The sequence below is a fragment of the Providencia sp. PROV033 genome, from assembly GCF_028484855.1.
In the GTDB taxonomy this organism is placed as follows: domain Bacteria; phylum Pseudomonadota; class Gammaproteobacteria; order Enterobacterales; family Enterobacteriaceae; genus Providencia; species Providencia alcalifaciens.
Genome location: NZ_JAMPSW010000003.1, coordinates 1 through 15,587, shown reverse-complemented (window position 1 = coordinate 15,587; position 15,587 = coordinate 1). Strand labels below are relative to the sequence as shown.

The 15,587-nt window shown below is 40.6% G+C and carries 16 protein-coding genes and 1 other RNA gene; 11 read left to right on the top strand and 6 right to left on the bottom strand.

The genetic code is table 11. From position 1 onward, the window contains the following. Positions 1-41: 41 nt before the first annotated feature. A complete protein-coding gene (gene trmN / locus PSF16_RS01250) occupies positions 42-776 on the bottom strand; it encodes a tRNA(1)(Val) (adenine(37)-N(6))-methyltransferase TrmN (RefSeq protein ID WP_006658682.1) in 735 nt (244 codons plus the stop codon). A gap of 159 nt (positions 777-935) precedes the next feature. Between trmN and PSF16_RS01245 the strand changes: the two genes are divergently transcribed. The 4 genes from PSF16_RS01245 (at position 936) to srmB (ending at position 5,627) form a co-directional block, all read left to right on the top strand. After that, positions 936-1,667: an IclR family transcriptional regulator gene (locus PSF16_RS01245; protein WP_036975011.1), complete on the top strand. Its 732-nt coding sequence runs from the start codon at positions 936-938 to the stop codon at positions 1,665-1,667. A 2-nt stretch (positions 1,668-1,669) separates the two neighbouring features. Next, entirely contained in the window at positions 1,670-2,587 is a 918-nt protein-coding gene (gene hutG, locus PSF16_RS01240; RefSeq protein ID WP_006658684.1) for a formimidoylglutamase, read from the top strand. Positions 2,588-2,903: 316 nt separating this feature from the next. Next, on the top strand, positions 2,904-4,109 hold the full coding sequence (gene gltS / locus PSF16_RS01235) for a sodium/glutamate symporter (protein WP_036979726.1): 1,206 nt from the start codon (positions 2,904-2,906) through the stop codon (positions 4,107-4,109). Between the two features lie 180 nt (positions 4,110-4,289). After that, on the top strand, positions 4,290-5,627 hold the full coding sequence (gene srmB / locus PSF16_RS01230; protein WP_006658686.1) for an ATP-dependent RNA helicase SrmB: 1,338 nt from the start codon (positions 4,290-4,292) through the stop codon (positions 5,625-5,627). A gap of 44 nt (positions 5,628-5,671) precedes the next feature. On the opposite strand, the gene PSF16_RS01225 is transcribed toward srmB, so the two are convergent. Beyond that, positions 5,672-7,120, bottom strand: coding sequence for an ankyrin repeat domain-containing protein (locus PSF16_RS01225; RefSeq protein ID WP_272688644.1), 1,449 nt, complete (start codon positions 7,118-7,120; stop codon positions 5,672-5,674). A gap of 160 nt (positions 7,121-7,280) precedes the next feature. Continuing rightward, the gene (gene grcA, locus PSF16_RS01220) at positions 7,281-7,664 is read right to left on the bottom strand and encodes an autonomous glycyl radical cofactor GrcA (RefSeq protein WP_006661276.1); all 384 of its coding nucleotides are present in this window, start codon (positions 7,662-7,664) and stop codon (positions 7,281-7,283) included. A gap of 339 nt (positions 7,665-8,003) precedes the next feature. Between grcA and ung the strand changes: the two genes are divergently transcribed. Beyond that, complete coding sequence (gene ung, locus PSF16_RS01215) at positions 8,004-8,684, top strand: uracil-DNA glycosylase (protein WP_272688643.1); 681 nt, start codon at positions 8,004-8,006, stop codon at positions 8,682-8,684. Positions 8,685-8,763: 79 nt separating this feature from the next. On the opposite strand, the gene grpE is transcribed toward ung, so the two are convergent. After that, positions 8,764-9,354, bottom strand: coding sequence for a nucleotide exchange factor GrpE (gene grpE, locus PSF16_RS01210; protein WP_006658690.1), 591 nt, complete (start codon positions 9,352-9,354; stop codon positions 8,764-8,766). 116 nt (positions 9,355-9,470) lie between these two features. On the opposite strand from grpE, the gene nadK reads away from it, so the two are divergent. The 3 genes from nadK (at position 9,471) to bamE (ending at position 12,607) form a co-directional block, all read left to right on the top strand. Further along, the gene (nadK, locus tag PSF16_RS01205) at positions 9,471-10,355 is read left to right on the top strand and encodes an NAD(+) kinase (protein WP_179896740.1); all 885 of its coding nucleotides are present in this window, start codon (positions 9,471-9,473) and stop codon (positions 10,353-10,355) included. A gap of 85 nt (positions 10,356-10,440) precedes the next feature. After that, a complete protein-coding gene (recN, locus tag PSF16_RS01200; protein WP_272688642.1) occupies positions 10,441-12,102 on the top strand; it encodes a DNA repair protein RecN in 1,662 nt (553 codons plus the stop codon). Between the two features lie 112 nt (positions 12,103-12,214). Further along, a complete protein-coding gene (bamE, locus tag PSF16_RS01195; protein WP_006658693.1) occupies positions 12,215-12,607 on the top strand; it encodes an outer membrane protein assembly factor BamE in 393 nt (130 codons plus the stop codon). A 224-nt stretch (positions 12,608-12,831) separates the two neighbouring features. Here the strand turns inward: bamE and PSF16_RS01190 are convergent, their stop codons facing one another. Next, complete coding sequence (locus PSF16_RS01190) at positions 12,832-13,125, bottom strand: RnfH family protein (protein ID WP_006661274.1); 294 nt, start codon at positions 13,123-13,125, stop codon at positions 12,832-12,834. After that, positions 13,118-13,552 (bottom strand): type II toxin-antitoxin system RatA family toxin, encoded by a 435-nt coding sequence (locus tag PSF16_RS01185; protein WP_006661273.1) that lies wholly within the window; start codon positions 13,550-13,552, stop codon positions 13,118-13,120. The genes PSF16_RS01190 and PSF16_RS01185 overlap by 8 nt, the downstream gene beginning before the upstream one ends. A gap of 153 nt (positions 13,553-13,705) precedes the next feature. Here PSF16_RS01185 and smpB point away from each other — a divergent pair, with 153 nt between their 5' ends. The 3 genes from smpB to PSF16_RS01170 form a co-directional block, all read left to right on the top strand. Continuing rightward, positions 13,706-14,188 (top strand): SsrA-binding protein SmpB, encoded by a 483-nt coding sequence (smpB, locus tag PSF16_RS01180; protein WP_006658697.1) that lies wholly within the window; start codon positions 13,706-13,708, stop codon positions 14,186-14,188. A gap of 47 nt (positions 14,189-14,235) precedes the next feature. Continuing rightward, positions 14,236-14,599, top strand: a transfer-messenger RNA (tmRNA) gene (ssrA, locus tag PSF16_RS01175). Between the two features lie 165 nt (positions 14,600-14,764). Further along, a partial coding sequence (locus PSF16_RS01170) for an integrase arm-type DNA-binding domain-containing protein (RefSeq protein ID WP_272688641.1) occupies positions 14,765-15,587 on the top strand: 823 nt, incomplete at its 3' end.

Below are 15,587 nucleotides of genomic sequence, written 5' to 3'. Positions count from 1 at the left end.
TTCATCAAAAGCTTATCGGTGAGTCAATCACTGATAAGCTTTTAATATTTAAGGTAGAAAGGCTGAATCAAGGCAATAAACTCATTGGTATAACTCCCCTCTTGCTGTTTCAGCGTCAAAGATGAAATCTCGGTCTCCATCTCCTTCTGTGCCAACCCTAATAACATACGATGATATGGAGTATGCAATTTATCTTGAACCTGCACACGATAAGCTAAACTCCAACCACTCGTGAGCGCCATGTCCTCAACCTTCTCCCCAACATCATAAGGCAAAACTAAGCAAAAAATACCTTCAGGCGCTAGACAACGCTTGGCGCTATCTAGTAACACTTGATGATTAAGTGTGCGGGTATAGCGCGCTTGATCCCGCTGTTCATCTCGACACGCCACTGCGGGTTCAAAGTAAGGTGGATTGCTGACAATTAAATCATATTGCCGATGAGGCTGTTCACTAAACGTAATAATATCCTGATGAAATACCTGCAATCGATCAGACCATGGCGATGCATTAAAATTTTCATGGGCCTGCGAAGCGGCATCCGCATCAAGTTCAACGGCATCAATATGCAACTGAGTGTTACGCTGAGCCAACATTAATGCGATTAAACCACTTCCACTACCAATATCTAACGCATATTTTGCAGGGCTTACTGGCGCCCACGCTCCCAGTAACACCCCGTCCGTTCCGACTTTCATTGCACAACGATCATGGGCAACAAAAAATTGCTTGAAAGTAAACCCGCCTTTTCGATAACGCTTTTTTTGTTCGCTCATACAGCCACTCTGGTTTGAATATGATTTGCGTACACATTCTCAATTTCAGTCCACAAATCTAGAAATTTAATTCAATTACAATAATATTATTCTCATAATATGAGAATGTGATTTGTTAGTGATTTTTTTTACTGCTAAGTTCGAGAAAAAGGAGATGCCATGAACAGTATTAATCGAACACTAGATATCTTATCGTTTGTCACAACTTGTGCATCTCCCGTCACACCACAAACTATTTCTAAAGAGCTTGATATTCCAATCTCAACAGTTTATCGACTTTTAACTATTCTCATAAATTGGGAATTCGTGACTTACTCTAAACAGTATGGCACTTATACCGTCGGTGCGCAGAGTATCAAAACCCAAGAAAAATACTATCACCATAGTTTATTGATGACTTCGTCAAAATCGGAGCTTCACGCATTAGCGAAAAAGACCCAAGAAACCGCGGCAATTATTACCGCTAATCTACGGGAAACCATTTGTGTCGATAAAATTGATAGTGAACAAGCCGTACGCTGCTCTTTCATTGTGGGGCACGGTAATACAGTAATCCGAGGCGCGAGTGCCAAAACCCTCTTAGCGTACAGAGATGAACAATACCAAGAATTGGTCTTTGAAACCCACGCAAAACAGCTACACAAAGATAACTATTTGCAAAAATTAAAACAGGATTTGGTGCAAATTCGCCAACAGGGTTATGGCATCTCCGTTGGTGAAATTGACGCAGGCGTTTTTGGCGCTTCAGCCCCCGTGTTCAAAGGGAATGATATTTTAGCTGTCGTCTCAGTGATGGCACCTGAATTTCGGGCAATTAATCGCGTCGATGAGCTCATCAAAGCGACATGCCAAACAGCACAAAATATAACAAAACTGATTAACTTGGAGTAACTATGACACAACCTTTTCAATGGCAAGGTCGTACTGATGGTGAAACACCTGAACATTTGCGGATCCACCAAGTCATCAACCAATGCTCACCTGCTGAGTTTGCCATTCTAGGCTTTGCTTCGGACGAAGGTGTTCGTCGTAATAAAGGTCGCCTAGGGGCTAAAATGGGGCCGGATGCTATTCGCCGTCAACTTGCAGGTCTGCCTATCCACCAGCCGCTCGCCATTCGTGATGCAGGGACGGTTAGCTGTGATGATGGCAATTTAGAAATCGCTCAACGCCGCTTATCCGATGAGATCATTTCCATTCTAGAACAACAACAAAAACCGATTGTGTTAGGTGGTGGGCATGAAGTGGGCTTTGCCAGTTTCCAAGGTGTTTTTGATTATATTCACAAACATCACCCGGAAAAAACCATTGGGATCATAAACTTTGATGCGCACTTTGATTTACGTGAAGCTGACGAAGCCACCTCTGGTACACCCTTTTTACAATCATCACAACTGTGTGCCAAACATCAGCGCCCTTTCAATTACTTATGCTTAGGTATTGCCGATCATGGTAATACCAAAGTGTTATTCGACACAGCAGATCGCTTAGGCAGTCACTACATTCGTGATAAAGCATTAACTCCGAGTTTATTGCCACATGCTATTGAAAAAATTAAGCAATTTATAAATTCAGTGGATTTCCTGTATGTCACTGTGGACCTGGACGTATTTTCTGCCGGTATAGCTCCGGGAGTCAGCGCGCCTGCCGCCAGAGGCATTTCCACTGAAACATTTGATGAATTGTTTAACGTCATCAAATCTAGCGGCAAGATTACGCTATTTGATATCGCTGAATGTAACCCTGAATTTGATATTGATAACCACACATCAAAATTAGCAGCTTACTTGGTTTACCAATATTTATTCTAAAAACAACAAACACAATAAAACGACTGATAAACAATTTTACCTTGTCTTTCAAAATATAAATAAAAACTTAGTCAACTAAGTAACTAGTTAACAATAAACAGCACTGAGGTTCGAAATAGCCAACAACACTGTAGTTTGAAAATTAAGCGTATTTATCTCTTTCATCATAAAGATATTTATACCCTTGGATTTCGAGTTACAGCTAGGTGGTGAATGAAGGTATTCCTAGGAACATACTCAAGTATGTGGCTAGGGTAGCTGAGAGAAACCAACAGCGCTGTAGCACGAAAGACAAGGTATAAAAAAAGGGAAAAATATGACGTTCCACATCGACACACTCACCACCCTCTTCTTGACTGTAATTTGTTTACTAATGGGAGTTCACCTCAAAAAGCGTATTGAATGGCTACAACGTTTTTGCATTCCTTCGCCGGTCATTGGTGGATTTTTAGTCAGCTTACTTATCTGGGGATTAAAATCTTTCGACTTAGCTGAAATCTCATTTGATACCAGCTTACAAACTTTCTTAATGGTCGCATTCTTTACCACTGTCGGTATTGATGGCAGCTTCCGCGTATTAAAAAGCGGCGGACGCTTATTAATCACTTACCTTTTAATTTGTTGGACCTTAGTCATTTTCCAAGACACATTTGGAGCAGGCCTTGCCCATTTATTAGGTATTGACCCGGTTATCGGGATCATGGCGGGCGGCGTTTCTCTCACCGGGGGACATGGTGGTGCTGCTGCATTTGGCAGTATGGCAGAAGGGCTTGGAGTGCAATCCGCAACTGTCGCCGCGATTGCTGCGGCAACATTTGGTTTGATTTCTGGTAGCTTGTTAGGTGGACCTATCGCGAGCTATCTCATTAAGAAACACAAGGTGACCATTCAATCCGAAGAAAATGTCGAGAATGTAAAAGTTGAAGAAAAACTGGCGGGTAAAATCGACTCAATCGATGCTCATGCTTTCTTAAAAATGTTAGCTCTGATTTTAGGTGTCATGGTCGTGGGGCAGTTTGCTTCTGCGCAATTTACTAAAGCGACCGGTTTTTCTTTACCAAGCTATGTAGGTGCAATGATTATCGCAATTATTGTGCGAAATATTAATGACCAAGCTGAAATTGTTCGTATTAACCAGAAATCAATCAATTTAATTTCTGATGTTTCTCTGGGGTTATTCTTAACCATGGCGATGATGTCGCTAAAAATTTGGGAATTGAAAGTCATCGCCCTGCCGCTCTTCATCATTTTATTGGCGCAGACTGTTGCTATCATTCTGTTTGTTGTCTTCGTTGTCTTCAGACTCCTTGGTAAAAACTACGATGCTGCCGTCATGTGCTCCGGCATGATGGGGCATGGACTGGGCGCCACGCCGAACGCGATGGCCAATATGTCATCGGTTTGTGAGCGCTACAAACATGTGTCGATGAAAGCGTTTATGATTGTGCCACTCAGCGGTGCTGTGCTGATCGACCTCGTCGGTATTCCTTACCATACTTGGCTAATTAACATGCTTAGCTAATTCCACATCTTTTCCTTACCTGCTATGAAAATGTCTTACGGACAACACCTCATAGTAGGTAAGGCGCTTCCTTATATACCCCCCGCTAACAAAAACAGGTAAACTCTGCACAAAGCTGATTTTTGTGGTGAACAATTTTGCTAACCTGTTTATAATCAGCGCCCCAAATAGAGGTATATCATGACTGCATCCACTTTTTCTGAACTTGAGCTTGATGAAAGCCTGATCACTGCGCTGACCAATAAAGGTTATGAGCGCCCGACGGCAATCCAAGAAGCTGCCATCCCTGCTGCAATGGATGGGCGAGACGTTTTAGGTTCAGCCCCAACCGGAACAGGTAAAACCGCGGCATTCTTATTGCCAGCCATTCAGCATTTACTTGATTTTCCAAGAAAAAAATCAGGGCCGCCTCGCGTTCTGATTTTAACACCAACTCGCGAACTCGCTATGCAAGTCGCTGACCAAGCCAAAGAGTTGTGTGCACATAATCATTTAGACGTTGCCACAATCACAGGCGGCGTTGCTTATATGAACCACGCTGAAGTCTTCAGCGAAAACCAAGATATCGTCGTCGCAACGACCGGACGTTTGCTGCAATACATTAAAGAAGAAAACTTTGATTGCCGCGCGGTCGAAATTCTGATCCTCGATGAAGCAGATCGGATGCTCGACATGGGCTTTGCTCATGATATCGAAACCATTGCGGGCGAAACTCGCTGGCGTAAGCAGACCATGCTATTTTCCGCGACCCTTGAAGGGGAAGCTATTCGCGATTTCGCTGAACGTCTGCTTGAAGATCCTATCGAAATTGATGCAGAACCATCACGTCGCGAACGTAAAAAAATCCAGCAGTTTTACTATCGTGCCGACACTTTAGAGCACAAAACTGCCCTACTTTGCCATCTTCTTAAGCAGGAAGATGTCACTAAGTCAATTGTGTTTGTGCGTAAGCGTGAACGCGTTCGCGAAGTCGTGCAGTGGTTACGTGATGCCGGTATTGAACCTTGTTATCTTGAAGGTGAAATGGTTCAAGCAAAACGCAACGAAGCGGTTCGCCGTTTAGTGACAGGACAAGTTAAAGTCTTGGTTGCTACCGATGTAGCCTCTCGTGGATTAGATATCGAAAATGTCAGCCATGTGTTCAACTTCGACTTACCGCGTACTGCAGATGTCTATCTGCACCGTATTGGTCGTACAGGTCGAGCAGGACGCAAAGGTACTGCCCTCTCTTTAGTGGAAGCTCACGATTTCCCTCTACTGGGTAAAATCACTCGCTACATTGAAGATCCAATTAAAATCCGCGTGGTGGATTCTTTACGACCAACAACAAAAGCGCCTTCTGAAGCGATGCTAAATAAGCCGAAGCCATCTAAGAAAGTGCTGGCTAAGCGTAAAGAAAAGAAAAAAGAAGAACAAAGTAAGAAAAAAGAAAAAGTACGCCACCGCGATAAGAAAAATATCGGTAAACGCCGCACTCCTGTGGCGCCATCGACAACCGATAGCAATAAAACCAAGTAAAACACCTAAAAGTGATACTCATAAAAGCGGGCTTCGGCCCGTTTTTAATTCATTAGTTTATATACTTTCTCTCTCATTATCCGGCTTTCATGGGTCAATGACTCTGCTTTTATCATGTGATTATCTAAAATATCGCGGCAATTATAGCCTTGACTATTTTCCATTCGCCAGTCAGCACCACTCGATAATAATAATTCAGCAACCTCTAAAGAGTGACTATTTAAAGCGTCATGCAATGGAGTATTTCCTAAATTATCTTTAACATTGACCATTAAGCCATTACTTAACAAAATTTCTGATTGTGCGACTCTTCCACTTTGAGCAGCCAAATGTAAAACTGTTTTTTGTTGAGCCAATTGCATTTTTTTAATTCCCTGACCATAAGGGGATTCCAACAATATTTTAATGAATTGACTATTTCCAGCTCGAACAGACTGCATTGCGAGCTTATCAATATCACAGTGCTTATTTTTCATTGAAAGTAGCGTAATAAATTCGTTTATATTTTCTCTCTTAATTGATGTTTTACAGCTTTCTTGCCAATTAGAACTTTGTCGTTGCTCTATGTTTGGAAGATCATTCAACATAGAATCCGAAGTTTTATCAAATTCACCTGTAATCGCATTCCAATTATTCCATGGTTTATGTTTGCACATCATCCTTATAATCTTAACCATTGAATGTGCAATAAAGCTCCTGGTCAACAAACGGTGTGGTAACCAGTCTTTCCAAGAATTATGTTCGCTATAAGCCATTTTGATACAATTTCCCAACGCAGAAGGGATTGGTAACCTGTTTTGCAGTACATCAAGCCAATCATATTGAACAGTATAAAAGCGTATCAAACCTTCATCTGCTCGCTGTTTAGCAATGTTATAATCCATCCCAATTTTATGTACTGTGTTTTGTGCAAGCCCTGACGGGCTAAATGAAATACAAGGTGATTGACTTGCCAATGCTGCTATCGATGCTAGCCCTCCCCCTAAAGAGTGCCCAGTGCAAATAATATTGCCTTTAACCGCTCGATATAGAATATTCGTTAACCCCACAGCCTGAAAGAATTGAGGTTCGTAATATCCTAATCCTTGTCGAATATTCGCATAGAAATCGACAATATCATTCGTTCCCGCAAAACAAATAATATATAGACCATTAAAACAACAAATATTCGATTGGAAACCGGTAAATTCATTATTTAAAAGTTCTGCATCAATACCTAACGCGTTAATTTTTGACGTACTGAGTTTTTCTATTCCATGAATATCTCGCCAATTATGATGATAAGCACCTTGTGAAAGTAGCGCTAAAAGATAATCTTTATTCTGTGCATCTCTTCCTAAAAAATCCTCCCGCATTATATTTTTAGACCATTTATCACGAGGACTGCATAACGATTCCAAAAATGTATTCTGTTGATATAAATTTAAACCTTCCTCAACAAAAGAAAGTTCATCCTTACTTACTGTCTGCTGTATTAATGTACTCAATGGCATAAATTCTCCCTAACAAATGCTGTATGCTGGAAGAATATTGAAATATAAATAACTAAGGAGGGAAATAATCTACTTTGTTAGAGACAAATAAAAAAGCCATTGAGAACAATGGCTTTTAGAATTTATTAAGAGAAGAGATCTATTGACCCCTTAATGTTTATTACAGGCTTTCAGTGAAAGTACGGGTAATAACATCGCGTTGTTGTTCAGGCGTTAATGAATTAAAACGCACGGCATAGCCAGAAACACGAATCGTTAATTGAGGATATTTTTCTGGATTTTTCACTGCATCTTCTAATGTTTCACGGCTTAATACGTTAACATTTAAGTGCTGACCACCTTCCACACGTACAGTCGGTTTCATTTCCAGAGGAACTTCGCGGTACTCAAAAGCACCTAATTCATCTTTAGCAACAACCTGACCTTCGTTATAATCCGCTTTCGCACACACACAGCGAGCTTCATTTGACTCGCTATCGATTAACCAGAAAGAATTAAGTAGTGCAGCATTATCACTTTTTGTAATTTGAATACCAGTAATCATCTCGACCTCCACGTTCGAATCAGATTTTGATCAACCTTTACTAACTATTTTTAATCGCTGTTGATTGGATAATTGGTCTAACCAACCTGTTTATCTAATATATACCAGCTAGCCCCCTCGCTTTCTTTGATATTTATCAATTATTTCGTATGGTAATTAACCAAACTTGTGCATCTTTATGATTTAAATCAATATTCATAAATGGATTTTTTAATTATTTTTGTAAATTTTCAAAATAATTTTAAATAATTTGAGGGGGTTAAGATGGAACAACACTTTATCTATGCGCCATGAACCAGTAAGCTAAGCACTATAAAACACATCACTATGGAATAATTCATGTCAAACACGATGACTTGGCACGACGTAATCGGTGCAGAAAAATCACAGCCTTACTTTAAAGATACCCTTGCGTTTGTTGCTAAAGAAAGAGAAAACGGCAAAGTGATCTATCCTCCACAAGAAGATGTTTTCAATGCTTTTCGTTATACAGAATTGGGTGATATTAAAGTCATGATATTAGGGCAAGACCCTTATCATGGTCCGGGGCAAGCTCATGGTTTATCCTTTTCAGTGCGTCCAGGCATTAAAGCACCACCATCACTTGTAAATATGTATAAAGAACTTGAGAAAGATATTCCTGGATTTGTTCGCCCAGACCATGGGTATCTCCTAAGCTGGGCACAGCAAGGTGTTTTATTGCTTAATACTGTACTAACCGTTGAACAAGGTCATGCCCATTCACATGCACATTTAGGGTGGGAAGCGTTTACAGATAAAGTTATCCAAGCAATTAATGACCATACTGAAGGCGTTATTTTTCTGTTATGGGGCTCACACGCGCAAAAGAAAGGTCGCATTATTGACACTAAGCGCCATCATGTACTCAAAGCGCCTCACCCATCACCACTATCCGCACACCGCGGTTTCCTTGGGTGTGGTCACTTCTCTAAGGCTAATCAATTACTTGAGCAGCAAGGCCGTACCCCTATCAACTGGAACCCAGTTATCCCTGCGTAATAGCAATCTATGGATATAAAAATGGGATGCTTAGCATCCCATTTTGTTCTATATCCTAAAATCATATCTCGTTCTAAACTTATTTAGAAACGATCACCATCGCAGGGCGCAACAGACGATTATTTAAGGTATAACCTTTTTGCATCACGTTAATCACTTGACCAGCACTGTGGTCAGGAGATTCAATCATGGTCATCGCTTGGTGAACTTCAGGGTTGAATGGCACATTTGCCTCATCAACAGGCACAATACCAAACTTAGACACTGCATCTAAGAACGTTTTTAGCGTAAGATCCAAACCTTCTAGCATTGCTTTGGATTCTTCACTTTCACGGTCTGCCGCGTCAATAGCGCGCTCTAAGTTATCAATCACAGGCAACAATTCATTGGAAAATTTCTCAAGTGCAAACTTGTGGGCTTTTTCAATATCTTGTTCTGTGCGACGACGAATATTTTCGATTTCAGCATGAGCACGTAGCATTGCTTCACGTTCAGTTTTACGAGAAGCTTCAAGTTGCTGTTCAAGCTCAGCAATACGCGCGGCTAACGCTTGTTCTTCTGCTTGTAAATCAGCTTGTTGAGTTTCTACTTCTTGCTCTGCTTGCACTTTTTGTGTTTCATTTTGCTCAGAAGCTTGCTCATCATGCATGTTTTGTTCTTTACTACTCATGAATATCTCCGCGTATTTAGCAATAATTCTATCTATGGGAGTATTATGGGGATCTAATACAGGGATTCAAGGGAAGTCATACAACGAGGAGTTAAAAAAGTATGCAAAAGGCTAAGATGACACCATCTTCACAATTTAAAACTATCGGTATTGTCGGACACCCAAGGCACCCTGAAGCACTGGCGACCCATGAACTCATCTACCATTGGCTCATTTCAAAAAATTACCATGCAATCATTGATAAGCAAGTGGCTAAAGATTTGAAATTAAAAGATGCCAATACAGGCACTTTAACAGAAATCGGTCAGCAGGCAGATTTAGTCGTTGTAGTCGGAGGGGATGGCAACATGCTCGGTGCTGCACGAATTTTATCTCGCTATAACAATAAGGTTATTGGCGTAAACCGAGGTAATTTAGGATTTTTAACTGACCTTGATCCTGATAATGCACTCCAACAACTGTCTTGTGTTCTTGAAGGAGAATATCATGAAGAACAGCGCTTTTTATTAGAAGCCCAAGTTATCAAAGCAAATCAAAAGGCCCGTAAAAGTAGCGCAATTAACGAAGTGGTTCTTCACCCAGGAAAAGTCGCACACATGATTGAGTTTGAAGTCTACATCGATGAGAAATTTGCCTTTTCTCAGCGCTCTGATGGTCTAATTATTGCGACACCAACAGGTTCAACCGCCTACTCTCTTTCCGCAGGTGGTCCAATTTTGACACCGAATTTAGATGCAATTGTGTTGGTACCAATGTTCCCACATACCCTATCATCTCGCCCACTCGTGATTAGCAGTGACAGCAGTATTCGTTTGAAGTTTTTACGTACAAATATCGATTATGAAGTCAGCTGTGATAGTCAAATTATGCTCCCTATCCAAGATGGTGAAGAAGTCATTATTAAACGCAGCTCAAAGAGTCTGAATTTAATCCACCCTAAAGATTATAATTATTTCAATACGTTAAGCTCAAAGCTCGGTTGGTCTAAAAAAACTTTTTAATTTTTTTACTCTGCCTCTTTACTGTATAAAAAAACAGGTTAAACTGTATGAAAACACAGTTGTGTATTTAAACAGGAGAGCGCAGATGCTAACCCAACTAACCATCAATAATTTTGCCATCGTTCGTGAGTTAGAAATCGATTTTCGTAGCGGTATGACAACAATTACAGGTGAAACCGGTGCGGGTAAATCCATTGCTATTGACGCTCTCGGTTTATGTTTAGGCAACCGTGGAGAAGCCAACATGGTGCGCCCAGGAGCTCAACGTGCTGACTTATGTGCACGTTTTTCTTTATCTGATGCACAAATGGCAACAACCTGGCTGATTGAACATCAACTTGATAATCATAACGAATGCTTACTACGTCGTACCATTGCTGTTGATGGCCGTTCTCGCGGCTTTATTAATGGTGTTTCTGTTCCGCTTTCACAGTTACGTGAACTGGGTGCGCTACTGATTCAAATTCACGGTCAACATGCTCACCAATTATTGTTAGATAGTGACCATCAGCAATCTCTGCTTGATGCGTATGCAAATCAGCAACAATTACTCGCTCAAATGAAGCAAACATGGCAAACATGGCATGAATCTTGTCAGCAATTGGCTATTTTTCAAAAACAGATGCAAGAGCGTGAATCTCGTCAGCAGTTACTTGATTACCATTTAAAAGAATTAAATGACTTTCTCCCTATCCAAGGGGAATTTGAAGAAATTGACCAAGAATATAAACAATTGGCTAATCATGGGCAATTTCTCACCATTGGACAAACTGCTTCACAAATTCTCACCGAAAGTGATGAGGCTAACGTTATTAGCCTATTGAACATGGCAAAAAATGAATTGACTGACTTAGTCACTCTAAACCCCAAATTCTCTGGATTACTGGATATGCTAGAAGAAGCCTCTATTCAAGTTAGCGAAGTCAGTGATGAAATTAAACATTATTGCGACCAGTATGAATTAGATCCAAATCGCTTATTTGAATTGGAACAACGCATTTCCAAGCAAATTAGTTTAGCCCGTAAGCACCATGTGACACCTGAAGCTCTACCAGAGCTCTTTCAACAATTAGTCGAAGAGAAAAATCAAATTGCTAATCAAAATGAAGATTGTGAAGCCCTCAATGCACAAGTCCTCGCTGACCACCAAAAAGCATTAGAGTGTGCAGAACGTTTACACCACGTTCGTCTACATTATGCACAAGAGCTGAGCCAATTAATTACAAATAGTATGCATCAGCTCTCTATGCCCCATGGCTTGTTTACTATTGATGTCAAATTTGTTCCTGAAAATCTACAAATTGATGGTGCTTGCAAAGTGGAGTTCAATGTCACGACTAACCCTGGACAACCACATCAAGCGTTAGCAAAAGTTGCATCGGGGGGGGAATTATCTCGCATTGCTTTAGCTATCCAAGTGATTACAGCGAAGAAAATGGACACCCCTGCTTTAATTTTCGATGAAGTCGATGTGGGGATTAGTGGACCAACCGCTGCCATTGTTGGAAAATTACTACGTGAGCTCGGAGAATCCACTCAAGTCATGTGTGTGACTCACTTACCTCAAGTGGCAGGGTGCGGTCACCACCATTTTTATGTCAGCAAAGAAACCAATGGCGTAGAAACGGAAACGCATATGCAATTACTGGATAAAAAATCAAGATTACAAGAGCTTGCAAGATTACTAGCAGGTTCTGAAGTCACCAAAAACACGCTGGCTAATGCAAAAGAGTTGCTCGCAGCTTAAATTTCGACAACTTTTTTTATCTCCTGTTGTCTTAGAGTCGATCTGGAAGGTTTTAAATTGTATCAATGTCGATTATCATTGATGTTCTGACTCCAAAAGGAATGAGATATCCATGCGTTATAAATTGTTAACTGCTGCTGCACTATCATTCGCATTAATGTCCACGGGCTGTTCAATGATGGAACGTCTTGTCTATCATCCGGATATTAACCAAGGTAACTATCTGACAGCAAAAGATGTTTCGAAAATTAAGAACGGAATGACACAGCAACAGGTTGCTTATGCTTTGGGCACCCCAATGATGACTGACCCGTTTGGTTCTCAGACTTGGTTTTATGTTTTCCGCCAAGAGCTGGGACATGACCCAGTGAAGCAAGAAACATTAACGCTGACGTTTGATCGTAATGGTATCCTGACAGATATCAAAAACGAAAAGAACCTTGAAGCTCAGCAAGCCATGGAAGCTGGTGAAGTTAAAGCATCAGAACCAAAAGTAGCGGAATAACACCCCATATTGCTTAACGCTTGAGAGAGTATAAGTAACTACCTGAGATCCTTTAAATCATGGAAACCAACAGGTAGTTACTTTAAGATAATTCACTGCAAGTGTTTTCTTTAAAATTGTAGCGTTTGACTCTCTTATCCTCTGCGAAATAGTATTTATTAAATAAAAAAACCGAGCTTTCACTCGGCTTTATTTCACATCAATACATTCAATGATGTTGTATCTTACTTGTTGTTTTCTTTTGATTTTTCAGCTCGTTTACGGCGTAGTTCTTTTGGATCGGCTATCAATGGGCGATAAATCTCAATCCTATCCCCCTCTTGCACCACATCCCCCAATTTAGCTGGGCGGCTGTATATTCCGACTTTATTTTTCTTTAAATCGATATCCGAGCGCAGAGCTAAAATACCCGATGCAATAATTGCATCTTCAATCGTGGTTCCTTCTGCAACCTTCACTGAGAGCAAAAATTGCTTTTCAGGTAACGCGTAAGTTACTTCAATATTGATATCAGACACGGTAGACGACCTTAGCACGAGACGTAAATGCTTGAACCATATTGTTGGCCAGCTCTTTAAATATTTTGCCAAATGCCAGCTCAATAAGCTTATTGGTAAACTCAAAATCGAGATGGAACTCAATTTTACAAGCATCAGCACTCAAAGGAATAAACTGCCATCCCCCTGATAACGTTCTAAAAGGTCCTTCGACTAATTGCATTTGAATACGTTTATTGTCTTCCAATGCATTTTTCGTAATAAACGTTTTACTAATTCCTGCTTTTGAAACCTCAACTGAGGCCGTCATTTCATCAGAACTGTGGCTAATAATGCGACTTCCAACACATCCTGGTAAAAAACTTGGATATGAAATCACATCATTCACAAGTTTATACATTTGTTCCGCGCTAAAAGGGACTAACGCAGAGCGACTAATCTGTGGCATATCAATTCCTATCCCCAAAAACTGCGCATATAATAGCACCATTAGTGGGTTACTCAAAAAACAAAACCCGTACAGGGCAAGAAATGCACAATCACAAAAATATCAGTGTTGAACGATTTCATTCAACGCATCTTAACGTATAATGAATGAACTATGACAAAGAAAAAACCATATAAACCCGGTTCAGCAACAATTGCTATGAACAAACGTGCTCGCCACGAATATTCTATCGAAGAGGAGTTCGAGGCGGGTTTATCCCTACAAGGTTGGGAAGTTAAATCATTACGTGCAGGCAAAGCCAATATTGGTGATAGCTACGTTCTCTTACGTGATGGCGAAGCTTATTTGTTTGGTGCAAACTTTACACCACTCACTGTCGCCTCATCTCACGTAGTTTGTGACCCAACACGTAGTAGAAAATTACTTCTTAACCAACGCGAATTAGATACACTTTATGGACGAGTGAATCGCGAAGGTTACACAGTTATTGCCCTTTCCCTCTATTGGAAAAATGCGTGGTGCAAAGTCAAAATTGGCGTTGCTAGAGGTAAAAAAGCCCACGATAAGCGTTCTGATATCAAAGATAGAGAGTGGCAATTAGATAAAGCACGTATAATGAAACATTCTAATCGCTAAGTCCTAGCTTTATAGAGTTATTTTCTGTTATACTGCAATCACAACTTGGGGCTGATTCTGGATTCGACGGGATTTGCGAAACCCAAGGTGCATGCCGAGGGGCGGTTGGCCTCGTAAAAAGCCGCAAAAAAATAGTCGCAAACGACGAAAACTACGCACTAGCAGCTTAATAACCTGCTTAGAGCCCTCTCTCCCTAGCCTCCGCTCTTAGGACGGGGATCAAGAGAGGTCAAACCCAAAAGAGATCGCGTGGATGCCTTGCCTGAGGTTGAAGCGTTAAACTTAATCAGGATAGTTTGTTGGTGGCGTGTCTGTCCGCAGCTGGCAAATGAAATTAAAGACTAGACTAAGCATGTAGTACCGAGGATGTAGAAATTTCGGACGCGGGTTCAACTCCCGCCAGCTCCACCAAATATAGTATCATTGATGTTCAGTGATGATTAAAAAAGCCTTCAATTTCATAGTTGAAGGCTTTTTTTATATGTATTAATGATCAGTTATGTTCAGTGACAAGCAAAAATTTTAGTTATATCATTAGTTATATTCTCTATGTATAACTAAAAGGCGTATAACTACATGGCGCGTACAACAGTTCCACTCAGTGATACCAAGCTTAAATCAGCAAAACCCAAGGATAAAGATTATACGCTGCAAGATGGAAATGGCTTATATCTACTAATCAAAACAACTGGCTCAAAAATATGGCGCTTTAACTACTACCGCCCTATAACCAAGAAACGAGCGCTTATTAGCTTTGGTAGCTATCCTACAGTTAGCCTTTTAGATGCTCGGCTTAAACGTGAAAACGCACGGGAGCTTCTAGCTAAAAATATAGATCCACAAGAACACAAAAAAGCTGAAGAACAACGCCTATTTGAAGAAAAAAATAATACTTTTGAAAAAATAGCTCAGCAGTGGTTCGAAATCAAAAGTAAATCTAGCTTGCAAGAATCAACTTTGAAAGATATTTGGCGTTCTCTTGAGCTACATGTACTTCCTCATGTTGGTGATATAGCAATAACTGATTTAAAAGCTCGCCATTTTATTAGCGCATTAGAACCCTTAAAAGCACAAGGCAAACTAGAATCAGTTAAACGAGTAGCGCAACGTATTAATGAAGTGATGTTTTATGCTGTGAATGTTGGCTTTCTTGATGCTAACCCTGCTGCAAAAATTACCGCTGCCTTTGAAAATCCAGTTGTAAAAAACTTACCTGCATTAAAACCTGATCAGCTTCCTGAATTGATGGCTGCAATCCAAGGAGTCAACATTGAGCGACAAACTTATTGTTTACTGCAATGGCAATTATTAACTATGACTCGCCCAGCCGAAGCAGCCGAATCGGCATGGTGTGAGATCGATCTTGATAATAAGATTTGGACTATCCCACCAGCAAGAA